A 22,486-nucleotide genomic window follows, 5' to 3' on the forward strand; every position below is an offset into this window, starting at 1 on the left:
GCTGGATAAAGCGTCCCGACGCAGGTCGGGAAGGTCATCGGTTCGACTCCGTTATCCTCCACAATAAATCAAGACTTGCAGAAATGCAGGTCTTTTTCTTTTATCAGCTGGCGAGAGCGCGTATCGGTTCGACTCCCGCCCTTTGCTGGCAGAAAAGCATTATCCTCCATCATGTTTTGCAAAACATTAAAACTTTTTTTATCAAAAAGCACAAAGTGACAAAAGAAAACCTCCCTTTTATAACATGACTTTTATCAGTTTTTTAGCCCTTCTCCGTCATGTTTTTTGCGTAGCCTTTTTGGGAACTTTGAAGTTAAATTGAAAGCCATGAATAATACCACAGCTTCCCTTATAGAGAAATACAATATTCCTGCACCTAGATACACTTCATACCCGACAGTTCCGCTTTGGTCCAACGACTTAAATGAAACATCCTGGATGAGACTTGTCAAAAGGGCATTTGATGATTTTGGGGAGGAAGAGGGTGTTACATTATATATTCATCTTCCGTATTGTGAAAGTCTCTGTACTTACTGTGGCTGCAACAAAAGAATTACAAAAAATCATCAGGTAGAAACTCCTTTTATCGAAACAATAATACAGGAATGGAGAAAGTATCTGGCACTTTTTGAAAGCCTTCCCAAATTGGCTGGCATTCATCTTGGCGGGGGAACACCCACTTTTTTCTCAGCAGAATCTCTTCAGGAAATGCTGGGGTTTATCCTCAGACACGCAAGAGTGATGGATAATGCTGAATTTAGTTTTGAAGGACATCCCAATAATACCACAAGAGCGCATTTACAGACCCTATATGATCTAGGGTTCAGGAGGGTATCATATGGAATTCAGGATTTTGACCTTGAGGTCCAAAAGTCGATTCATAGAATTCAACCTTTTGAAAAAGTAAAAGAAGCCACTGAAGTGGCTAGAGAAATAGGGTATACCTCTGTCAATTTTGACCTCATCTATGGTCTTCCTCACCAAAACCTAGAAACTATCAAGGACACTTTCTCTAAAGTTGCCCTATTGCGGCCTGATAGAATTGCTTACTACAGCTATGCCCATTTGCCAAGTGTATTCAAATCGCAGAAAAGTTTTGAGCAATTTTTACCTAATGAGCAGGAAAAAAGAAGTCTTTATGAGAAAGGTAAAGAGATACTTTCGGACATGGGATATTATGAAATTGGTATGGATCACTTTTCACTTCCGGAAGACCCGCTCTATCAAGCTAAGGTCAACAAAAAACTTCATAGAAATTTCATGGGCTATACTACTTCCCCTTCCAAGATTTTGATCGGATTGGGAAACAGCTCAATTTCTGATGTCTATTATGCCTATGGTCAGAATGAAAAAACCATTGAGCCTTATAAGCAATTCATCGGTAGTGGGGCATATGCCATTCAAAAAGGCCATATAATGAGTGAAGAGGATTTGGATACCAGAAAGCTGATATTAGAATTGATCTGCAACCAACAGACGCAATGGGCTCATGAGTTTTTTGCCGGACTGAGTTACGAACAACTTGAGAAGCTCAATCAATATCAAGGTGAAGGACTTTTAAATTATGATCAAAAAGGAATCCAAATTCTGAAGGAAGGCATTCCTTTTATACGTATTGTATGCATGACTTTTGATAGAAGAATGCAGGATAAACAAGAAAAACAATACGGTTTCAGTAAGGCAATTTAAGTAAGGATAGAGATTTATTTGCCACAAAGGCTCAAAGACACTGGGAAAAACCTACAGAATTTTTTTTTTGTACTTCCTGTGTGGATTCCGTGAGGATCAAAATCAGCAGGAAAGTTAAAGCCTCATCAATCCAGCTGCGAAACGCTGCACTTCCAACGGGACAAAAAAGAAATTTATCGACAAATGGTCATTTCAATTTGCTCACTGCCGTAGTCAAAAACCTGTAACTTGGGGCTCACATAATGAATCCCCAAGCCTAATCCTCTTACGATAAACAGTACCCCTATAAACATAGCGAAATACGGTAAAGCTTTGGTAAACCTATTCCTCCATTGAATTGAAATAAGTTTGCCCGAAAGCATCACTACCAACAGCATCGGAATAGTACCTAATCCAAAGAAAAGCATGTACAATGCCCCACTTAAAGGACTCTGTAATGCCAAAGATGCAATGAGGGCAAGGTATACCATCCCGCAGGGAAGGAGTCCGTTTAGTAAGCCCGAAAAAAAGAATGCAGAGGTTCCACCCCTTTTCAGGTACTTCCCAAGGTTAGATTTCAACCTATGAACTGATCCAAAAAATCCGGATTGGGTAATGATTCGTTCAGACTTTTTATAGAAAAATGCCATCAGCAAAATCACTGCCCCCATCAAAATGGATATCCACTGTTGCACTCCGGCCAAAGCCAGAGAAAATCCCAACATTCCAATAAGCGCTCCAAGGGTGGAATAAGTAATGGTTCTACCAAAGTTATAGACCAACTTGTTTTTGAGAAAGACAGAATTATCCTTTGCTGCTACAGCCAAGGCAATAGGTCCACACATTCCAAGACAATGGAATGACCCCAAAAATCCAAGTAAGAACGCGGTCCACAGCATGATCAGATATTGATTTTCTTTTCCAGATAAAATTCTTTTTCGTCCTCAATCCACGTAAGTTTGACGCGCCAATAGCCTTCTTTAAGGCTTTTTAGATCTACAGTGTTTGTGTTTGAATTGAGAATATCAATATTTATTTTTTGATCAAGTCTAGCATCCGATGGTCTAAACAAGTGTAAAGTTCCTTTAGATCCTTCTGGCAGATGGAGTAAAATAGATTTCAATTGGCTATCATATTCCATAGCCTCAATATCAAGAGCATTGGCATTGATCATTCGGTCAATTTGTTCTTGATATTTAATTTCTTGTTCATAATAATCTTGTGTGACAAGATGGATATCATCTTGCTTGACACAAATAACAACCATAGATATCATGATGGTCGCAAAAGCTACCAATGTGAGTACAATTCCACTTCCCCAGTTCATATTCTTTTTATTTAAGAGTTCTTTATTGAATTATTGGGCTACAGGGCCCATAAAACTCGTTTTGATCTTTTCTATCACCTTCCCATTTTGAGTCAACAGAAGCGTGACTTTCTCCTGTGTCGTGGAAATATCCCCTGCATCTTTTACAAGGAAAAATCGACCTTCAAATTTAGCTTGTTCCTCAAGTAGCCAATTTTGGTCTCCTACGACTTCTACCCTATAGGCCGGGTTTTCCGTTTCAAGTTTTACTTCTTGTTTATCAAAAGTCTTGTTGATAAAGGTCACTTCATAAAGGTTGCTGATCTCACCCGTATCTCTAGCCTGATATGTCATACCTCTAAACCTGGTGACAGTAGCTGCCAAATCATCTCTAGTAGCTATCAAAGCCACAAAAGCTCCAACAAGCACCAAAAGTAAAAAGCTATAGAGTTTCACCCTTGGCGTAAGTAGTTTTTGAGTGCCCTGAAGAACACTGTTGTCTGAGGCATACCTGATCAATCCTGTTGGCCGATCGACTTTTAACATCACTTCATCACATGCATCTATACAAGCGGTACAGTTGACACATTCCATCTGAACACCATTCCTGATATCAATGCCTGTGGGACATACCTGAACACATAAAGAACAGTCTACACAATCGCCTTTCGGCTCTTCTTCTATTTTGTTTTTCCGAATCATTCCTCTCGGTTCTCCTCTGACATGGTCATAAGTGACATTAATGGAGTTGGCATCAAGCAAAACTCCTTGGAGCCTACCATAGGGACAAACTACAATACAAGCCTGTTCTCTAAACCAAGAAAACACAAAGAGAAAGATTCCAGTAAAGGCCATCAACCCAATAAACCCTGATAGATTCTCACCAGGAGGTTTGCTGACAATCTCTACTACTTGATCTATTCCGATCAAATAGGCCATTACGGTATGTGAAATCAGCAAGGAGATCAAAACAAATATGCTCATTTTAAAACCCTTTTTCCTCATTTTCTCAGAGTTCCAAGGCATGGCATTGAGTTTTCTTTGTTGATTGGCATCACCTTCGATCCAATACTCAATTTTGCGAAAAACCATTTCCATAAAGAGCGTTTGGGGACAAGCCCAACCGCAAAACACCCTTCCAAACACGGCAGTAAAAAGGATGATAAATACAAAGAAGATCAAAAGTAAAAAAATCAGTAAATGTGTGTCTTGAGGCCAAAATGCCGCACCGAAAATAATAAACTTCCTTTCGAAAATATTGAACAGTAAATACGGTCTTCCACCAACCTGGATGAAAGGACCAGCAAACAATATGGCCAATAAAACCCATGATAGGTAAGTCCTCCATTTGTAAAATTTTCCGTCGACCTTTTTAGGGTACATCCAGTTTCTCTTACCATCTTCTTGGACCGTGCCTATAGAATCCCTAAATCTATCGGGATTTTGATTTGGATTATTAATGGCCATAATTAGTGTGTTTTAGTATTTAAAGGGAGATGAATCATCTCCCTTTATTATTATTGTGCCTCTTCCACTCCCAATTCTTCCTCAGTCAAGGTGTCGATTGGTTGTTCGATGGTCGGTTCGTATTTGTCCCCTTGAGGCTCTTTTGGATTGGCAGGTGTGGTATTTGTCAAAGTCATGATATAACTAGACACTTGCTGCATCTCTTCTGGACTGAGTTGATCCTGCCAAGGAATCATTCCTTTTTCCACAACACCGTATTTCACTACCGAGAAAATATCCTCAATACTGCCTCCGTGTATCCAATACTCATCGGTAAGGTTAGGTCCAACACCTCCACCACCATCCGAAGCATGGCAGGCGGCACAGTTGGAATCATAGATTTTTTTCCCAACAGTAAGGGATTCCCTAGTCGCGTCAAACACAACCGTATTTTCGTCAATGGAACTTACTGCTAAAGCCTTATAGGCTTCTATTTGAATAGAAGCTACACGAAGCTCTTCTTGATATTCTTCTATCTGAGACTTACCAAGTCCCAGTACGCTATAGTAAGTAAAATACACAACAGCAAAGGCAATTGTAAGGAAGAATACATTGGCCAACCAAGGCGGCATGTGGTTATCCAGTTCTACAATACCATCGTAACTGTGATCGAGTTGAAGATCTTGTTCCTCTTTACTTCCTACAGGCTTAAGTTTACCTGTAATGTGTTTCAATTTGAACTCATCCCACCAACTTGGCTGATCTGCCAATTCAGGATTTTGCTTTTTGAACACTGCAGACATAAACGTCATCAGATAAACCATCAGCACAAGTAAAATCAAAATCACTCCTAAGATAATTCCTACAATCACCAACAAAGTCAGCTGACTGCTATCCATCTGCTTAAGATCTTCTACCCATTGTATTTCGCTACTTTGGGCAAAGCTTGGGATGCACATCAACATCCCAAGCATGGTTAAGATTAAGGTTTTAAACTTTTTCATAGCTGCTGTTTTTTTGTGATTCCTCGTCGAAAGGCAAGTCTTTCATACGATTGATGTAATTTTTATCTGCCTTGATCACCCAAATAAACATCCCCACAAAGAAGACCACAAAGATCAGCAAGGATATGATGGGATAGATTTCTATGTTCTCAATGGAACTCAATAAGTCCTTTTTCATAAGTTTGAGGGTTAAGGGTTAGTAGCAGTTGTTTTTTTGATATCTGTACCCAACCTCTGCAGGTAAGCAATAAGTGCTACTATCTCAGATTCAGGCACCACTTCCACGCCAGACGTCTTGAGGTTAGCCACAATTTGATTGGCCTGTACTAACAAGTCTGCATTGGCTTGCTCATCATACCCTTCTGGATAAGGTACACCGAGCTTTTGAAGGGTTCGGATTTTTGCAGGTAGGTCTTCATGGTCCATGGTATTGGTTGCCATCCAAGGATATGGAGGCATCAATGATCCTGGAGACATGCTCCTAGGATCTACCATATGGTGGTAGTGCCAGCTATCCGGGTATTTACCTCCTACCCTATGCAAATCTGGACCGGTACGCTTAGAGCCCCATAAGAACGGTCTGTCATAGACAAATTCACCCGCCTTGGAATACTCACCATACCGCTCCGTTTCTGATCTAAATGGTCGTATCATTTGAGAGTGACAACCGACACATCCATGAGAGATATAAAGATCTCTTCCTTGTAACTCTAGCGGTGAATATGGAGTCACACTGCTAATCGTAGTTACATTTGATTTCACCAAAATTGTTGGGATAATTTCCACAGCACCACCTATCGCAATGGCTATGGTAGCTAGAATAGTAAAGAAAACTGGTTTTCTTTCCCATGCTCTGTGCCAAAATTCTCCTTTTTCGGAAACGTGTGCTTTCAATGCAGGTGCTTCATCAGCTTCTTCTTCCATGAACTTACCTTGCTTAGCAGTCTTGATCATGTTGTAAACCATCAAGAACGCTCCAGACAAGTACAACAATCCACCGAATGCCCTAAGCATGTACATCGGTACAATCTGAATTACAGTCTCAAGGAAGTTTGGATAGGCTAATCTTCCAGCTTCGGTAAACTCTTTCCACATCAAAGATTGAGTAAGAGCAGCGACATACATTGGAAGCGCATAGAATAAGATACCTATTGTACCCAACCAGAAGTGCGTATTGGCAAGCTTAGTAGAATAAAGGTTGGTTTTCCACATTTTTGGCCATAACCAATACAGCATAGCGAAGGTAAAGAAACCGTTCCAACCCAAACCACCAATGTGTACGTGAGCTACGATCCAGTCAGTATAGTGAGCTATAGCGTTTACATTTTTCAATGAAAGCAGTGGCCCTTCAAATGTCGCCATACCGTAGGCAGTTACTGCCACTACCATGAATTTCAATACAGGGTCAACCCTTACTTTGTCCCATGCACCTCTCAATGTCAACAAGCCATTGACCATACCACCCCAAGATGGTGCTATCAACATGACAGAAAATACAACACCTAGTATTTGTGCCCACTCAGGTAGAGCAGTGTACAAAAGGTGGTGGGGTCCTGCCCAGATATAAAGGAAGATCAAAGACCAGAAGTGAATGATTGAGAGTTTGTAGGAATAAACAGGTCTATTCGCAGCTTTTGGCAAGTAATAATACATCAAGCCAAGGAAAGGTGTAGTCAGGAAAAATGCCACAGCATTGTGTCCATACCACCACTGTACAAGAGCATCTTGAACACCTGCATAAGCTGAGTAACTCTTGAAGAATGATACTGGCAAAGCCAAAGAATTGAAAATGTGCAATACTGCAACTGTCACAAAAGAAGCTAGGTAGAACCAAATGGCCACATACATGTGCTTCTCTCTTCTTTTGATCAATGTACCGATCATATTTGCACCAAAAGCAACCCAAACCAAAGCGATTAGGATATCGATCGGCCATTCTAATTCAGCATATTCTTTGGAAGATGTCAACCCCAAAGGTAGGGTGATGACTGCCAATAGAATGATAAGCTGCCAACCCCAGAAATTAATCCAGCTGAGAGCTTTGCTCCACATAGGGGCTTTCAGTAGCCTTGGCATTGAGTAATAAATTCCCGCAAAAATCGCATTACCTACAAAGGCGAAGATCACCGCATTGGTATGCAGCGGTCTGATTCTACCAAATGTAGTGTAAGGATTTCCCATGTTGGCTTCGGGGAGAAAGAGCTGAGTCGCTGCTATTAGCCCGACCAACATTCCGACGAGGCCCCAAGCTATGGTGGCGACCCCGAAGTACTTTACGATCTTATTGTCGTAAGCGAACTTTTCCAGAGTTGTTCCTGACATATTTACTTTGATTTAGGAGTTGGTATTTTTTTGCTTGTGTTTGATTGTTTGTTTTCGAATAATATCCTGATGGCAGGAGTGTGACTGTCTTCAAACTGCCCTCCTTTCATTGCCCTGAAAAACAGGAAAAGAAAGGATCCGGCTAGGATCAGACTAATGGCTATGAGAATAAATATTACTTCCATGTTTAAAATATTTGGTCTTTAAGTCCCCGCTTATATGCAAGGTAATTGGTCGTCAGTGTAGTAAATACAACTACTGATATACTACTGATAGGCATCAGAATCGCGCAGAAAACCGGACTTACCAGTCCCTGCACAGCAAAAAACACCCCTACTGTATTGTATGTAAAACTCAGCCCGAAGCTGGCTTTGATTATTTTTCGACTTGTCTTTGCAAATTGAAGGAATGCGGGCAGTTTGTCCAAAACAGAGGCATCCATAATAGCGTCGGAGGCTGGAGAAAAATTGCTCACTTTATCCGTAATCGCAATTCCTATATGGCTTTCTTGCAATGCTCCTGCATCATTGAGTCCATCTCCTACCATCAAGGTGCTTGCGCCATGATCATTCAGGGATTTGATGTATTGCAGCTTATCTTTTGGACTTTGGTTGAAGCTCATTTTCACTTTCTCACCGAATATCCTTTGCAAGTTGTTTCTCTCATGATCCTGATCTCCTGAGAGAAGGTGTACTGACCTAGTAGCGCCGACTTCCTCTACCACAGCCTGTACATTGTTTCTTAGTCCACTTTGGATGAAAAAGTATCCCAAAACCTGACCTTCAATAGCAAAAAAGACCAAGTTCCCTCCTTGTGGAAGATTTTCTAATTTTGCTCCTACAAAAGCCGCTGAACCCAATTTTACTTTTTGCAACTTATATTCTGATCTCAAACCTTTGCCCGAAATCTCTTCAACCTCATCCAATTGGACCGCTTTCACATCTCCAAGCCAAGTATTGATTCTATTACTCAATGCATGGGTAGACTGGCTCACCAAGGCTTTGATAAGCTCTTTGGATTCATAAGAAAGGTTTTCTCCGACGTATTCAACCTTGGCCTGAGAAGGTGAGGTAAGGGTTCCTGTTTTGTCAAATACGACTGTGTCTGTCTTCGCCAGTTTTTCTATTGCGTGTGCATTTTTGAGATAAAACTTACCCTGGCCCAGTACCCTAAGCGTGTTTCCCAAAGTAAATGGTGTAGACATTGCCAAAGCACAAGGACAGGTAATTATCAATACTGAAGTAAATGACAATACACCCAGAGCAATCTGCCCTTGATACGCCCAAAATACCAAGGCTCCCAGTGCGATGAAAAGTACAGTAAAAGTGAATTTCCCTGATATGCTGTTTGCCAGGGATTCTAGACCTTTGGTTTTTTCTTTTTCGAATGCCTCACTGTTCCATAGGTCAGTCAAGTATCCTTGAGAAGGCGATTTTTGAACTGCCAACGTGATGGCCTTTCCTTTTTGCCTGCCACCTGCATAGATCAATTCACCCTTCTTTTTGACAACAGGCACTTCTTCTCCGGTCACAAAACTGTAATCTATATGCGCATCACCCTCCAAAAGAATACTATCAGAGGGGATCAACTCTTCGTTTCTCACCTTGATCAAGTCACCCACATGCAACTTTACCAATGGAATTACCTCTTCCCTGTCAGCAATCATTTTAGTGACAGCTATCGGGAAATAAGATTTGTAATCTCGGTCAAAAGAGAGGGTGTCATAAGTTTTTTGTTGGTAATATTTCCCGATCAAAAGGAAGAACAGCAAGCCACCTAGGGTATCCATATATCCCTCATTTCCTAAAAGGAAAATATCATACAAGCTGTAAGAAAAAAGGGTGACAATACCGATAGCAATTGGCACGTCCATATTTACAGCCTTGTTGCGAATGGAAATCCATGCAGAACGGTAATAGTCTGTGGCAGCATAGAAAAATACCGGCAAGGCCAAAAGCACATTCAGGTAATTAAATGTCTTTTTGAATCCATTGCCCAGAAGTTCAGCTTCAGAAAAATATTCCGGTAAGCTAAACAACATCATGTTGCCAAAACAAAACCCAGCTACTGCAAGCTTATAAATAAGTTTTTTGTCTGTTACCTGAACGGTCTTTTTATCTGCATCAGCGAGATTGATGCTTGGTTCATACCCAATCTTGCTAAGCAACCTCACTAGCTCTTTTAAGCTAACTTGTTGTTGCTTGAATTTGACTTGTACCTTTTTCTTAATGAAATCAACCCTCCCTGAGACTACTCCTTCATTTAGTTTGTGCAAATTCTCAAGTAACCAAATACAAGAAGCACAATGGATCAAAGGAATATTAAAAGTGATATGGGTTTCTTCATCATTCTGAAAGTCCACTAATCTTCTGATGATATCTGCATCATCCAAGTAATCAAATCTATTATCTCTTTTGGAAGTTTCTTTTTGAGTGGTGCCAGGTTTGTCGGCTATGTCATAGTAATTGCAAAGGTCATTCTCACTGAGCACCTCATACACCAATTTGCAACCTGCGCAACAAAACGACTTCTCATCAAAGTGAAGTGTTTCATCCTTGCAAGATTCTCCGCAGTGATAGCAAGTTTGCGTACTTGTGGAGGGCTGTATATGGGGTGTGTTACTCATTTATAATCAATCAAGAATCATAGTTTGTTTTCAATCAGGGCCTCATTAAAAAGAGAGATAAAATGAAAGTTTATTGTACCACATACCTCCTTTGTAGAAATGGAAAAGCACCTTAGCCAAATCAGATTGATAGTTTTTGGTGGTCACCAATAATGTACATTTGTGCTTGACGGCATAAGACCAAAAGTCACCAATCCTGTTGAAGTTAAATTTGATAAAAGAAGTCTCAGCCGTCTTGGATGCCAAAAGCTGAACAATCTCCTGTTCTTCTCTTTGTTTGGATTTTGGAATAAAGGCCGGGGAGATGATAGTTGCTTTACTTTCACCTATATTCTCTTCAAACAGGTCTACAAAGTTTTTAATCAGCTTGGCAGAAGCAGGAGTACCATCATAATGAAACAAGAGTCTATCAAAACTCAACATATCATCAAAAAGAAGTACTGGAATAGTACATGGCTCTTTTTCCAAAGGAAGGGGCCTTTCCAACTGATGTAGCCAATCAAGCACCTCAGGCAGGTGGGCTGTATATAAAGAAGGCCCAAGTTCCGGGCTGCAATTGACAGTTCCTTCCTTGTTGAGATGTAAAGAAAAACCGCTGGGTAAACGGCCACAGTAGTGTGTTGACACTATTTCATCTGGAAATGTAAAGCCCGACTTGTTTTTGATCTCCCCCTGCATGATTTTAATATTTGTTGATACAAATCTAGAAGGGAGTGATTTAGAAAATGGTGACATATAGTAGGTTGAAATATGATAAAAGTCATGTTTTAGAATCAAGTACAAAAAATGTGATCCATTAATAGCAAAATTGAATATCTTGAATCATGCACAAACTATTTTCATTCCTCGCCTTCTATTTATTTACGAGTACACTGCTTTGCGGGCAATCTCTTTTCAATGGTCTCAATCTTGATGGCTGGTATATGGATGTACCGGACCTGGAAAAGGATAGCAGCCAACGGGAACCGTTTATCGTCAGAGAGGGAATGCTGGTCAGTCTTGGAACTCCAATGGGCCACCTGATCACACTATCTGAATTTGAGAATTACATACTTGAAGTGGAGTATAGATTTCCCGGTGAACCGGGAAATTGCGGAGTATTGGTCCACGCTTCTACCCCTAGAGTGCTTTACAATATGTTTCCCAAATCAATTGAAATTCAGATGATGCATGAGAATGCTGGGGATTTTTGGTGCATTGGTGAAAATATCGAAGTCCCTGAAATGGAGAAAAGGAGAGGTCCAAAAGAAGATTGGGGGGTGATAGAAGGCAAAGAAAGACGGATAAGAAACCTAACTGTTGATTCTGAAAAACCATTGGGAGAATGGAATACCATGAAAATCGAGTGCCATCAAGATGAAATCACAGTATGGATAAATGGAGACCTGGTCAATAAGGGATACAATGCCACTGCAAGAAAAGGCAAAATTGCTATTCAGGCTGAAGGTGCTGAAGTAGAATTCAGGAAAATCATTCTTCGGCAAAACAACTAAAAAAGTGCAGTCACCTGCATCCTGCCTATATGTACTAACCTACCCAAACCTTCAGAATTTCTTCCTTCATAAACCATATTCATCTGAAGACCCTCTCCGATTTTTTGAAGCCAGTTCAATGTCCAAGTCACATTACCTCCTACAGTAAGTGCCTGCAACATTTCGTAACCAGCGGGTGAGTTGGCAACTCCATTGTAGCCAATATGGATATACTTGAAATTGGCGTTGATCGTGGTCTTAATCGCCTTGGCATATCTAAAATCCAATCCTGTCTGATGTAAAATGGCTCTTTCCTCAATTTCAGTGTTTGCGACATTGAACTTGTCGGTATAATTATAGGTAAAAGTAGTCCTGAAAATACTACTTGGCTGCCATGCCAACTCTGGTCCCAAGCCAGTTTGCTCAATGTTGTAATTCCTATTATCCAAAAAATCAGAATTGGCAATCCGCCTGCCCCTTTGACCTATCAGGCGTAAGTTGAGGTTTGGGTTAAAATTGTATCTTGTATTCAGCCTTAGGTCCTTTTGAATCAAATCATCAAAGCCTCCGGCAAGGAGCTGTTTGTTTTGGCTATCAAAAATAGAAAAGTCAAACCCGTATTTGGCAGATGCCCGATTGAAGAAAAAAGATGAACGGATTACTTGTCTTACTGAAATCAAATCCTCATCTGCAAATCCACCCACAAATGGGTTGATCCTATCCCAAAATTCATTAGAAGTGATTTTTTTTTCAATACTCACACTACTTGTATTAGAAAACCGCTGAATAAATTGCCTAAATCCACCCTCTTTACGCCAAGCATCCGGAAATTTGGCATTGAGACGGTAGTTGAATATGGTGGTAAATGCCTGTACAAAATCCGTCGTGGGCACGAAAACCTTAATGAAGTTTTTCTCTTCTGGATTTATTGCTATATAAAATTCATTCAGCTGCTGGATCCCATCGTTGTTATCATCTCTCCAAGCATGCGTTCCTTCCCCTGTTGGCACTGGAAGGAATACAAACTCCCTTCTAAATTCACGACCATTTCCTAAAGCATAGCTCAACTCATTTCTCACATTGCCCTTACCCAAAGTACCTAGATAATCTATTTTGCTCAAGACTGTTGTTTCTTTTTCTTGGGTTACTCTTACAAATTCCAACTCCCTGTAAGTAAAGGTTGCACTCAGATCATGACCTTTAAACCTCCTTTTCAGACCAAACATAGTCTGAAATGCCTTGGTATCTGTAGTCAAGATACCCGCTACAGGGAATTTATCCTCACGAACAGAAGCGTTGGCAAAAAAGGAGTAAGGAAGCGTATCGTTACTATTGAGGTAAACCATATGCTCCAAAAAATTCATGGCTGTACTTACCACAGAATCCCTTTCTATATCGCTTACCGCATTTCTATCCAGCATTAACCGGTAGCCTGGCACAAGTACTTTGGACTTGTATTGCACATCGCCGGTGTACCTTACCCATGAGGAGTTGAGGTCGCGTACATCCGAGTCCAAAAGGAAAAAATCATTCTTTACAAAAAAGCGCTTCCCCAGTTGCTGATTCCATTTGGCCATGTGCTGAGTTCCTGACAGGATATTTCCTCGATTCCTCATATTAAACCGGTAACTGGCAAGGTTATTTAAGTCCTTTTGAAATTCAAATTGTGCATTAAAGATGCGTTCATGACCAGCTATTTGAGCATCTTCAGGATTTAAACTCCAGTCCCTGTCAAATTCAATATATCTCAAACGGTCAATGAAACTGAAATTTGTCGAATTGTATTCATATTCAGTCATGGCACTGAGCGTATATCCCTTGAATTTTTCAAACTGCCTATTTTGAGAAAGTACTCCCGACTTGATGCCAAACCCTTGATTTGTTTCATTGTCTATTTCTGAAAAAAGGTTGTCATCCCTGTGTGAAAACGCAAATTCAGTGTAGGCTTCCTCATGACTGCTCAGCTTGACCCTGGCACCTGTGGTAAACATCTGCCTTTTATTTGGTGCTGGAAGCGGGGAAAGAATAGAGTAATTCCCTTGTTGGACCCCATTGACCCTAGGTCTAAAAACAAAGACAGGTCCATTGGCAATCTGACGGTCACGTACATAATCCCCATTGCCTTGCCCAACCTCACTAAAGGATACAGCAAAATGAGCTTGATCAGGGTCTGTCGAATATTCAAAAAATGAGACTGGCAAACCCCTGTCGTCTACGTCCAAGACCCTTCGGTAGAGCACTCTGTTTTGGTCAAAGGCAACACTATCTACCCTTGGCACCGCAGCGGACTCCACATCATCCCCTACAGACGCCAACAGTCTTTTGTCTGCCTCTGAAAATTCAAAAAACAATGGCCGGTTTCTGTTGTCCTGCTCTCTATAAAAATTCATATACAAAGAAACTTTATCTGTCTCCTGAATATGGTTGGCTGTGATAATGGAGCGGGTAAAATTCCTCTCCGCATATTCAAAATCAATCCTTACACGCGAATACTGAGTAATCAAGACATTTGGAGTAAAAGTGATTTCCCCCTGATTGTAATCGATGACATAATCATAATTGAACCCCCTTTGCAATTGCTTACCATCGAGAAATACCTTCTCGGAATTAGCCATAATTATGACAAAACGTTCATTTTGAGGTCCAGGAATTCTATATGGGCCTAAAGTTCCTTCACTGATTTCCAATATTATTGAAGCAAATTTTCCTTTTGCAACAGAAGCTGAGCCCTGGGAAGAAGCCCGCCATTTTTCTCCAATGTTGTAATTGGTGGTTACCTGTGCTCCCTGTACGTTTTTGTAATATCTCAGAAACTCTGATTTTCTTTGTTGCAATACAACGTCTCCAGCTGCTAGGTTAAATTTGTCATTGTACAATTCAACCAGGACATTGTCAAAATCTTGTAGCTGTTGGGTATTTCCTTCTGGCTGAAAAGGCACATTCTGGTCTGTGATGCTTGCCCTGATATTGAGATTGTCCGAAAGCTGGCCATTCATCTGGAGGTTGAGAGATGAATTGACAAAAAGATTTTGGGTATTGCCAAAGGAAACTCCACGGGTAAGGTTCCCTGATTTGTTGAGATTGGTAGTCGGGAATAGTTCTTCTCTAAAATCAAAAGCCGGTGCCGCTTGAACACGGTTATCTTTAAACATTGCCATAGAGTCATAATCCACCATCAATGTCCTCTTGGCAGCGGCACTGTGAAAAGCATAGGGAAAGGTCTGGTAACAAATCAACAAAGAATCCGGCAGCACTTGCTCATCTTTTATACGCAACTTCCCCGTACTCAGTGAATATTCGAAAGCAAAAATTAGCCCTTCAGCATCTGTCACATTGATAGACTCCTTTTTGACACTTAGTGAATCAAGGAGAAACTCCTCTCTGATTTCTGATAGGGGCAGCCACTTACAGGACTCAGACTGGGCCAAGACCACAGAATAACTCCCTATCAAAAGCAGCAATGGAATTACAAATAAGCTCCCTAACCTGATCATAATCACACTCGAAGACCCCGCTAAGGTAATATTTTAACCTAAACTATTTCAAACCCTTAATTTTTAAAGGATTATTTGTGAGGTACCAAATCAAAACTTAGGAAAAAACTAGTACCCAAACCCACGCTGGTTTCAAACCAGATATCTCCCCCAGCTGTCTCAACTCCCCTTTTCGCTATGGCAAGTCCCAATCCGGACCCTTCTGATTTGGTACTGAAATTAGGAATAAAAATCTTATCTCTTAAATCATCGGGGATTCCCTTACCGTTGTCTTTTATCTCAACGATTACCTTGCCGTTCAATTCCCTCATGTACACATTTACAACCGGCTTCTTCCTCCCTTCTACAGCTTGGATGCCATTGATGATAAGATTGGAAATAACCCTACCAAAAAGCTGATCATCACCTACTACCTGCAGGGGCATATTTTCAGTGTAGTCTTCAAAAGTCACCGTTCCCCGCTCTCTGTTTTTGAAGAGTTCTAATGTACTTTTCACAACACTCCTGAAATCCATCAGGTCATTCTTAGGTAGAGGCATTTTGGCAAAAGTGGAAAAAGAAGTTGCAATATCGCTGAGGGTGTCTACCTGAGTGATGAGGGTTTCTACTGGCTTCTTTAGTTTTTGAGGATCATCCAACTTCCCTGCAGCCTGAAGACGAAGAAGATGCTGCAAAGTCAGCTTCATCGGAGTAAGAGGATTTTTTATTTCATGGGCTACCTGCTTCGCCATTTCTCTCCAGGCACTTTCTTTTTCAGTATTGGCCAATACATTTTTACTTGCTTCTAATTTGAAAAGCATGTTGTTGTATTCATTGACCAGCATACCAATTTCATCTTTGGAAGGCCAATACATTGGTTCATTATTCTCCAAATCCGTGGCCTTTAGTTTTTGTGTCAACAGCTTGAAAGGGAATGTCAGGTTCTTTGAAACAAAATAAGACACAAACAAAAATATTATAAATACCAAGACAAAAATATTCAGGATGTTGCTCAAAACGTCTGCTATCAAAATATCCAGTTCGTTTTCGGATTCAAAAAAAGGAATTGCAATAATCGCTTGGACATTTTGGCCATCTGAGCTACGAATAGCTGAATAAACAGCTTTGTAATTCAATTTTCCAATATTTTCCTCTAATAAGACCAAGTTATTTTGTCGTTCTATAAGCTCAGCCATGGCCAAAGGGTTCACATACCTTGTTACCACCCTTTTGTCGAAAATGTTAGGCTGTGAACTAGTCATCAAATACCCTGTTTTATCAAAAACATTAATTTCGATATTTGCCGTACCCGCCAAGTTGTTGACCTCTTCGAAAAAATCCTCACGTTCTGCCACACCCGCACTTTGTTTTTCCATAATTGCTGAAAGGTTATCCTTGACCAATGTTGCTCTTTGAAAATACTGCCTGTGTAATTCATCCTGATAAGAACTTGCCAATAGCCCTAATATAATCGCTGAAATAATCAGGATTGGGAAGAAAAAAGCAAAATTGAGATACATCTGCAATTTAGTAGCATAATTGAAATTGAAATTGTTCAACCCCTTCAGTAGAGCGTAAATTCCAACACTCAACAAGGTCAAGAGAATATAAAACAAAAAGAACAACGAAATATCCGCTAAGATATAATATATGGAATAAGTCGGTGAGGAGACAATCACTACTTTCTCATCACTTTTCACGCCCAGGTGATGGTGTTGTTTTTTATAAATACCAGAACTATAAAGGGAACTGTTATCCAAGCTGGTATGCAGGTCAGATGCCCTATAATTGAAGACTCCAACACCATATTGAAGCACTCCATCCTGATATACTGCAAAATCATAATACCTGTCATTAAAAGAAGCCTGGTAATTTTGATCCATCAAAAGCTTGGGGAAAACTGAACCTGGGAGGACTCTTATTTGACTCAGTTCGAGATAAACTGTTCCTGAAAAAACATCATCCTTATATAAAGGAATAAATGCAAAATATTGATTACTGCCTATCTCCTCGGTTCCTTTTATAAAATACAAATCTCGGACAGAAGTGACATAATCACTTTTCACATAATTGACCCTAAGGTCCTGCAAGCTTTCTTCATCGGTTCTTTGTAGCACATTGTCGCCGGAAGCATTGAACACTTTTACACGCAGGGCATATTGATCGAAGTAATTGGTCATATGGATCCTTCTAATCTTTCTCTCAATGGGTTCTTTTGATTGGAGGGGATCGGTCAAAGCATTTTTAATGAAAATATCCTCTGAAATCCTCTTCATGATATCCGACAGGAAGAATTCAGCCATTACATCATTTTCTATAAGCTGCTGGTTGCCAAAGCGGATTTTGGATTGTTGCTGTCTTTCCAAAAGCACCTCATGAGCTGCTATTCCCGTGACAATCGCTGAGATGAGGCAGCCAAAGAAAAAGGTCAAGAAGGTGTTTAAGCCTAATCTGAAAATGTTCTTATGCAATTCGAAGCTGATGATAGAAATCAAAAACAGCAAATGTGTCAGGTAGACCAGGAGATAAATCCAATTAAAAATGGAAAGACCGATCACTATAGGTGTGGAAAAAACCAGCAAGATTTTCAATGCATATACCTTACTCAAAGGCCGATTTTCCAAAACTAGGCTCAAAGCAATGATTGTAAACAACAAATAGCCCGCACTGCCAAAAAATATGAGGAGTAAACTTATTCCTTTAAAATAATCAAAGGAGGGAATACTCAATATATTCAAATCCCATTGGGCATTGCTGAGAATATTTATATACAAGGAATAAAACCCTATAAGTAAAACGGTGGAGGTAAAATATGCAAGAACAAAAAAGTACCACCGCTTATATTTACTTGTGATCTCGTAGAATTTTTCTGTAAAAGAAGGCCCCAACAAAATTGCCAGTACCATGGCAAAAGGTATAATCAGGCAAATCACATTGAGCAGGAGATCCCCAAGACTTGGGTTGAAAAGCGAAGAAGCAAACTTGCTCGAGTCAAATAAGCTGAAAACAAAATAATCCTGTGGAAAACCGAAAAACAACATGAAGCCTCTGATGGAAAAAAGAATAATAGAGGCATAGAAGACAGCAATAATTTTCTTTCCTTTTTGCCAAATCGTCTTGACAAAATCGTAACCCGAAATAAGGATGAGAAAGAGTAACGAAAAGAAAAAAACCATCAAAGGAATATTGTTGGTCTGTCCTATTGCTTGATATCCCTGTTCAAAATTAATGGAAAACAAATATTCATTCTTAGATCCCTTGACATCTACAAAATCATTCCGCTGTTCGGCACTGATCACAAGTCTGTCATTCCCAAAAACAGATTTATTAAAACCCGAAGGCAGGTATTCATTTTGTATCTCACGGTTATTAAACAATGGGTAGGTTTGAAAGAGAATGTAACCTTTTTCATTTCGATTGAACCGTCTCATTTTAGAGAAATAGATTCCTTCCCTATCCTGCAGAATCCTGAAGTTCTCTTGTGCCTTTATATTTTCAAAATCAGGTATGTGAGAAAAATCTGACCAAAAAATCAATTTCCCGCTCTCGTCAAACAAATAGTATTTGTGATAGGAATCAATACTGAGATTTGAAAAAGTGAGCGGCTCATCAGGCCTGTTTTGCATAAGAATTTCAATGAAATCCAAATCAAACTCAGCCTCTACTTGATTGATTATTTTTGAAACTGGTTTCAAAAATTTTTCATCACCCTCTCTATTGCTGAGAATAAAATTCATCGCAAGTAATAGCCCTATACCTAGGACCGCCATTAGTAGGATAAAGCGCTTTTTCTTCAACATAGATGGAATAAAAGTAAAAAAGCAAAGTCTATATTCAAACTTTGCTTTTTATATCAGAACTTCTCTCCTTGGAAGACAAACTTTGATTTTCGCTTTTTCGCGTTTTTGTACCACATGTAACCTATTACCATTGCAATCAGGTAAGGCATAATAAACAGGTACAGAATCCCAGTATTCAGACCAGCACCTACCGATGTTTCTCCTGTATGAACATTATTTTCAACACTAGCCCGGCACATAGCACATTGTGCCAAAGATTGAATTTGGGATATTAATGTAAATAGAATTGTGAGTAAAAAGCCTTTGATTACTTTCATATTAAAACAACGTCTTCTTTCAGAAATTAGTTTAGAAGTTGTAATAAGGACTTATCATAAGGTAAACCAACACTCCTGTGATGGTTACATATAACCAAATAGGATAAGCATATTTAACAACTTTTTTATGTTTTTGTCTTTGATCTGTATATCCGTAATAGTATGCTAACAGGATTGGAAACAAGGCAACTGCAGCCAGAATAATATGAGTTATCAGAATAAAGTAGTATACAGATTTGATAAAGCCTTCTCCACCAAATGAAGTGCTTTCGGCAGCAGCATGATAAATCACATAAGCGACCAAGAAAATAGCACCAAGACCAAACGCAGCTGTCATAGATGCTCTATGTAAAGCAATATTTTTTTGTTTGATAAAATATAACCCCATGATCAAAGCTATGGTAGCTGCAGAATTGATAACAGCATTCAGATGAGGTAGAAAATATACCCATTCTGAAGCCAAATCAAGCTTGGAAGGCATGAAAAGCAAAACAGCTACAACTACAGGAACAGCAATCGCAATTACAGTAATCCACTTGATGATCCCCTTATCTCCAGAGGATCCTATCACTTCATTTCTTTCCATGTAATAATATTTTTGTTTCTAAAATCAATCTGTCAACTTCGTCTCTATTGGTACCACTGTAATATCCACGAATTCTTCCTTCATCATCTACAAGTACGAATTTGTCACTATGAATAAACTCTTCAGGATCTCCCATTCCATCTAAAGTGGGTAAGATGAAACCACATCTCGCTAAATCATAAATGCTTGATTTATCCCCAGTAAGAAAGTGCCACTTTTCCGGGTTTGCATTATGTCTTTCTGCGTATTCAGCTAAAACCTCCGGGGTATCGTATTCAGGGTCAATAGAAATAGAATAAATTTGAACATTTTCTTCATTTCTAAAAGCATCATCTACCCTTTCCATTTCTGTAGACATCACAGGACAGATACTAGGGCAAGATGTGAAAAAGAAATCCACAATTGTGATTTTTCCAGTCATTTCTTCTCTGCCTCTAGCTTCTTCAAGTTGAGTAGTCAGATTGAAGTCAGGTATATAATGTTGACCGCTTTCCACCACATCGCATTCCTGAAACGGATTTTCAACTCCGTCTTCGTACAATATTGGTATATCATAATGGTTAGTACCAAATGATTTCAAAAAAACGATGATCAATACAGGTACCATCAGCACACATACCAACACTAGACCTTGTAATATTCTAACTCCTCTCATAATATTTTAAGAGTAAACAAAAAAGTAGGTTGAAGTGTCACACCCCAACCTACTTTTTTTTATAAATTAATTTAATTCTTTACCACCTGATCATAAAGATATCACTTCCTTCTCTCATCAACGCAATCACCAACCATACAAGGAAGATAAGAGGAACAATGATTGAATAGAACAAAGGTTTTGCCTCTTCTCCAAGGTGCATAAACTCCATCATGATATATTTTGCTTTCCAAATTGTCAATCCGATAAAGATCGCATAAAGCAATAGACCTCTAGGAAGGGTAAAAGCGAATACAAACTCTACTGCTGTTAGCAATAAAAGGATGAGAGCTGTTTTCCAGATCTTTTTGATTTTCTCTTCATCTCTAGGAATTACATTCAAGGATGATTTATTTTCATTAGTTGCCATAATGCTATGTTTTAATAATTTAGATCAAATAGAAGAAGGTAAATACAAATACCCAAACAAGGTCTACAAAGTGCCAGTAAAGACCAATTTTCTCTACCATTTCATAGTGACCTCTTCTTTCATAAACTCCTACCGCTGATTGATAAAAAGCAAGGAATAAGAGGAATACACCTATTGTAACGTGGAAACCATGAAAACCTGTAATGAAAAAGAACAGTTGTGCAAATGCAGCTGGACCGTATTCATTCACGGCTAAGTTGGCACCATATATAGTTTCAGATACTACTCTGCCGAGGTTGTTCACATATGTAATCATTGATCCACTGTCAGTACCGTGGATAAAGTGAGACCATTCCCAAGCTTGGCAGCTAAGGAAGGTAATACCACCCAATAAAGTCCACAATAACCATTTAGTCACATCGGCTCTGTCATTCCTATGACCGGCTTCAACAGCCAATACCATGGTGACAGAACTCATGATCAATATAAATGTCATCAAACCTACGAAGGCCAATGGAATATGAAACCCATGTAAAAAAGGAAGCGCATCAAATACCAATTCAGGAACTGGCCAATATTCATTTGAACCTACAAAAACATCTTCAGGCCCAGCATATGTGGGATAAGACACCCTGATTGCAGCATAAGCTGTCAAAAAGGCGGCAAATGTAAAGATATCTGAAAGAAGGAAAAACCACATCATTAGTTTTCCATAGCTGGCTTTGAGTGGCTCGTTACCACCTCCCCAGATTCCTCTTTTGGAGCTCACTCCAACAGCAGTCGCAGTCGTTGACATATGAATTAAAATTTACTTTATTTTTAATGATTCAATAACAAGAACATAAATAGATAAATCCAAAGACCACCTAAGAAGTGCCAATAGGTGACACACATTTCCATTGTATCTAGATTCTTGGAGTGGACTTTATATCTAAAGGACGAAATTAACACAATAATTAGAAAAATCACACCGCTTACCAAGTGTAATGCATGAAGTCCAGTGAAAACATATAAAAATGATCCAGCTGGATTCCCAACAAAAAACACATCTCTATCTATTAAAGCTATCCAACTGTACCATTGACCAATCAGGAACGCAAAACCTAAAACTGAGGTTAAAATCATACCTAACCTGACTTTGGAAAGTTCATCTTTAGTAGCTGAGTAGTAGGCATAATGCAATGTAATACTGCTTAATACAATGATCCCTGTGGTATAATAGAAGATATCAGGCAATTCAAATTCGAGCCAATTTCCTTCAGCCTGACGTACAATGTACGCACTGGTCAAAGAAGCAAATATCATCACAACAGTCACAATGAAAAGCCAAAGGGCAAACTTCTTTGGATGCATGGAAATGGGCTGTTCAGCACCTTCTATGTAAGCATATTTTTCTTCCATG

At 39.6% G+C, this 22,486-nt stretch carries 20 protein-coding genes; 3 read left to right on the forward strand and 17 right to left on the reverse strand.

Features of this window, described 5'->3' with window-relative positions; translation table 11 throughout:
- A partial coding sequence (locus tag CLW00_RS21545) for a hypothetical protein (RefSeq protein ID WP_211300202.1) occupies positions 1–248 on the forward strand: 248 nt, incomplete at its 5' end.
- Positions 249–327: 79 nt separating this feature from the next.
- Positions 328–1,689 carry an oxygen-independent coproporphyrinogen III oxidase gene (gene hemN / locus CLW00_RS15115; protein ID WP_106134533.1) on the forward strand — a complete coding sequence of 454 codons (1,362 nt, stop codon included), beginning with the start codon at positions 328–330 and terminating at the stop codon, positions 1,687–1,689.
- A gap of 173 nt (positions 1,690–1,862) precedes the next feature.
- Here hemN and CLW00_RS15120 read toward each other — a convergent pair whose 3' ends face one another.
- The 9 genes from CLW00_RS15120 to CLW00_RS15160 are packed head-to-tail and all read right to left on the reverse strand — an operon-like array spanning position 1,863 to position 11,050.
- Positions 1,863–2,567, reverse strand: a complete 705-nt coding sequence (locus CLW00_RS15120; RefSeq protein ID WP_106134534.1) for a sulfite exporter TauE/SafE family protein — start codon at positions 2,565–2,567, stop codon at positions 1,863–1,865.
- Positions 2,568–2,569: 2 nt separating this feature from the next.
- Positions 2,570–2,995, reverse strand: coding sequence for a FixH family protein (locus tag CLW00_RS15125; RefSeq protein ID WP_106134535.1), 426 nt, complete (start codon positions 2,993–2,995; stop codon positions 2,570–2,572).
- Between the two features lie 30 nt (positions 2,996–3,025).
- Entirely contained in the window at positions 3,026–4,441 is a 1,416-nt protein-coding gene (ccoG, locus tag CLW00_RS15130) for a cytochrome c oxidase accessory protein CcoG (protein ID WP_106134536.1), read from the reverse strand.
- Between the two features lie 50 nt (positions 4,442–4,491).
- Positions 4,492–5,424 (reverse strand): cbb3-type cytochrome c oxidase N-terminal domain-containing protein, encoded by a 933-nt coding sequence (locus tag CLW00_RS15135; protein ID WP_106134537.1) that lies wholly within the window; start codon positions 5,422–5,424, stop codon positions 4,492–4,494.
- Positions 5,411–5,602, reverse strand: coding sequence for a CcoQ/FixQ family Cbb3-type cytochrome c oxidase assembly chaperone (locus CLW00_RS15140; protein ID WP_106134538.1), 192 nt, complete (start codon positions 5,600–5,602; stop codon positions 5,411–5,413). The genes CLW00_RS15135 and CLW00_RS15140 overlap by 14 nt, the downstream gene beginning before the upstream one ends.
- 11 nt (positions 5,603–5,613) lie before the next feature.
- Positions 5,614–7,746, reverse strand: coding sequence for a cytochrome-c oxidase, cbb3-type subunit I (gene ccoN / locus CLW00_RS15145; protein ID WP_106134539.1), 2,133 nt, complete (start codon positions 7,744–7,746; stop codon positions 5,614–5,616).
- Positions 7,747–7,748: 2 nt separating this feature from the next.
- Entirely contained in the window at positions 7,749–7,931 is a 183-nt protein-coding gene (gene ccoS, locus CLW00_RS15150) for a cbb3-type cytochrome oxidase assembly protein CcoS (protein ID WP_106134540.1), read from the reverse strand.
- Positions 7,932–7,933: 2 nt separating this feature from the next.
- Entirely contained in the window at positions 7,934–10,372 is a 2,439-nt protein-coding gene (locus tag CLW00_RS15155) for a heavy metal translocating P-type ATPase (RefSeq protein WP_106134541.1), read from the reverse strand.
- Positions 10,373–10,417: 45 nt separating this feature from the next.
- Positions 10,418–11,050, reverse strand: a complete 633-nt coding sequence (locus tag CLW00_RS15160) for a hypothetical protein (protein ID WP_106134542.1) — start codon at positions 11,048–11,050, stop codon at positions 10,418–10,420.
- A 146-nt stretch (positions 11,051–11,196) separates the two neighbouring features.
- Between CLW00_RS15160 and CLW00_RS15165 the strand changes: the two genes are divergently transcribed.
- Positions 11,197–11,865 carry a 3-keto-disaccharide hydrolase gene (locus CLW00_RS15165; RefSeq protein WP_106134543.1) on the forward strand — a complete coding sequence of 223 codons (669 nt, stop codon included), beginning with the start codon at positions 11,197–11,199 and terminating at the stop codon, positions 11,863–11,865.
- On the opposite strand, the gene CLW00_RS15170 is transcribed toward CLW00_RS15165, so the two are convergent.
- From CLW00_RS15170 to CLW00_RS15205, 8 genes are all read right to left on the reverse strand, one after another.
- Positions 11,862–15,338 carry a hypothetical protein gene (locus CLW00_RS15170; RefSeq protein WP_245917315.1) on the reverse strand — a complete coding sequence of 1,159 codons (3,477 nt, stop codon included), beginning with the start codon at positions 15,336–15,338 and terminating at the stop codon, positions 11,862–11,864. The genes CLW00_RS15165 and CLW00_RS15170 overlap by 4 nt on opposite strands.
- Before the next feature lie 71 nt (positions 15,339–15,409).
- Positions 15,410–19,117 carry a sensor histidine kinase gene (locus CLW00_RS15175; RefSeq protein WP_106134544.1) on the reverse strand — a complete coding sequence of 1,236 codons (3,708 nt, stop codon included), beginning with the start codon at positions 19,115–19,117 and terminating at the stop codon, positions 15,410–15,412.
- A gap of 53 nt (positions 19,118–19,170) precedes the next feature.
- Complete coding sequence (locus CLW00_RS21855; protein ID WP_106134545.1) at positions 19,171–19,434, reverse strand: hypothetical protein; 264 nt, start codon at positions 19,432–19,434, stop codon at positions 19,171–19,173.
- Between the two features lie 31 nt (positions 19,435–19,465).
- Entirely contained in the window at positions 19,466–20,020 is a 555-nt protein-coding gene (locus tag CLW00_RS15185; protein WP_106134546.1) for a DUF420 domain-containing protein, read from the reverse strand.
- Positions 20,007–20,675 (reverse strand): SCO family protein, encoded by a 669-nt coding sequence (locus tag CLW00_RS15190; protein WP_106134547.1) that lies wholly within the window; start codon positions 20,673–20,675, stop codon positions 20,007–20,009. The genes CLW00_RS15185 and CLW00_RS15190 overlap by 14 nt, the downstream gene beginning before the upstream one ends.
- A gap of 79 nt (positions 20,676–20,754) precedes the next feature.
- The gene (locus CLW00_RS15195) at positions 20,755–21,084 is read right to left on the reverse strand and encodes a cytochrome C oxidase subunit IV family protein (protein WP_106134548.1); all 330 of its coding nucleotides are present in this window, start codon (positions 21,082–21,084) and stop codon (positions 20,755–20,757) included.
- A 19-nt stretch (positions 21,085–21,103) separates the two neighbouring features.
- Positions 21,104–21,880 (reverse strand): cytochrome c oxidase subunit 3, encoded by a 777-nt coding sequence (locus CLW00_RS15200; RefSeq protein WP_106134549.1) that lies wholly within the window; start codon positions 21,878–21,880, stop codon positions 21,104–21,106.
- A gap of 23 nt (positions 21,881–21,903) precedes the next feature.
- Positions 21,904–22,485 (reverse strand): cytochrome c oxidase subunit 3, encoded by a 582-nt coding sequence (locus CLW00_RS15205; protein ID WP_106134550.1) that lies wholly within the window; start codon positions 22,483–22,485, stop codon positions 21,904–21,906.
- Between the last annotated feature and the right edge of the window lies 1 nt (position 22,486).

Source organism: Mongoliibacter ruber (genome assembly GCF_003003005.1).
GTDB classification, from domain to species: domain Bacteria; phylum Bacteroidota; class Bacteroidia; order Cytophagales; family Cyclobacteriaceae; genus Mongoliibacter; species Mongoliibacter ruber.

Coding starts and splice junctions, on each gene's coding strand:
- hemN (WP_106134533.1), top strand. CDS start 328: ATGAATAATACCACAGCTTCCCTTATAGAGAAATACAATATTCCTGCA.
- CLW00_RS15120 (WP_106134534.1), bottom strand. CDS start 2,567: ATGCTGTGGACCGCGTTCTTACTTGGATTTTTGGGGTCATTCCATTGT.
- CLW00_RS15125 (WP_106134535.1), bottom strand. CDS start 2,995: ATGAACTGGGGAAGTGGAATTGTACTCACATTGGTAGCTTTTGCGACC.
- ccoG (WP_106134536.1), bottom strand. CDS start 4,441: ATGGCCATTAATAATCCAAATCAAAATCCCGATAGATTTAGGGATTCT.
- CLW00_RS15135 (WP_106134537.1), bottom strand. CDS start 5,424: ATGAAAAAGTTTAAAACCTTAATCTTAACCATGCTTGGGATGTTGATG.
- CLW00_RS15140 (WP_106134538.1), bottom strand. CDS start 5,602: ATGAAAAAGGACTTATTGAGTTCCATTGAGAACATAGAAATCTATCCC.
- ccoN (WP_106134539.1), bottom strand. CDS start 7,746: ATGTCAGGAACAACTCTGGAAAAGTTCGCTTACGACAATAAGATCGTA.
- ccoS (WP_106134540.1), bottom strand. CDS start 7,931: ATGGAAGTAATATTTATTCTCATAGCCATTAGTCTGATCCTAGCCGGA.
- CLW00_RS15155 (WP_106134541.1), bottom strand. CDS start 10,372: ATGAGTAACACACCCCATATACAGCCCTCCACAAGTACGCAAACTTGC.
- CLW00_RS15160 (WP_106134542.1), bottom strand. CDS start 11,050: ATGCAGGGGGAGATCAAAAACAAGTCGGGCTTTACATTTCCAGATGAA.
- CLW00_RS15165 (WP_106134543.1), top strand. CDS start 11,197: ATGCACAAACTATTTTCATTCCTCGCCTTCTATTTATTTACGAGTACA.
- CLW00_RS15170 (WP_245917315.1), bottom strand. CDS start 15,338: ATGATCAGGTTAGGGAGCTTATTTGTAATTCCATTGCTGCTTTTGATA.
- CLW00_RS15175 (WP_106134544.1), bottom strand. CDS start 19,117: ATGTTGAAGAAAAAGCGCTTTATCCTACTAATGGCGGTCCTAGGTATA.
- CLW00_RS21855 (WP_106134545.1), bottom strand. CDS start 19,434: ATGAAAGTAATCAAAGGCTTTTTACTCACAATTCTATTTACATTAATA.
- CLW00_RS15185 (WP_106134546.1), bottom strand. CDS start 20,020: ATGGAAAGAAATGAAGTGATAGGATCCTCTGGAGATAAGGGGATCATC.
- CLW00_RS15190 (WP_106134547.1), bottom strand. CDS start 20,675: ATGAGAGGAGTTAGAATATTACAAGGTCTAGTGTTGGTATGTGTGCTG.
- CLW00_RS15195 (WP_106134548.1), bottom strand. CDS start 21,084: ATGGCAACTAATGAAAATAAATCATCCTTGAATGTAATTCCTAGAGAT.
- CLW00_RS15200 (WP_106134549.1), bottom strand. CDS start 21,880: ATGTCAACGACTGCGACTGCTGTTGGAGTGAGCTCCAAAAGAGGAATC.
- CLW00_RS15205 (WP_106134550.1), bottom strand. CDS start 22,485: ATGGAAGAAAAATATGCTTACATAGAAGGTGCTGAACAGCCCATTTCC.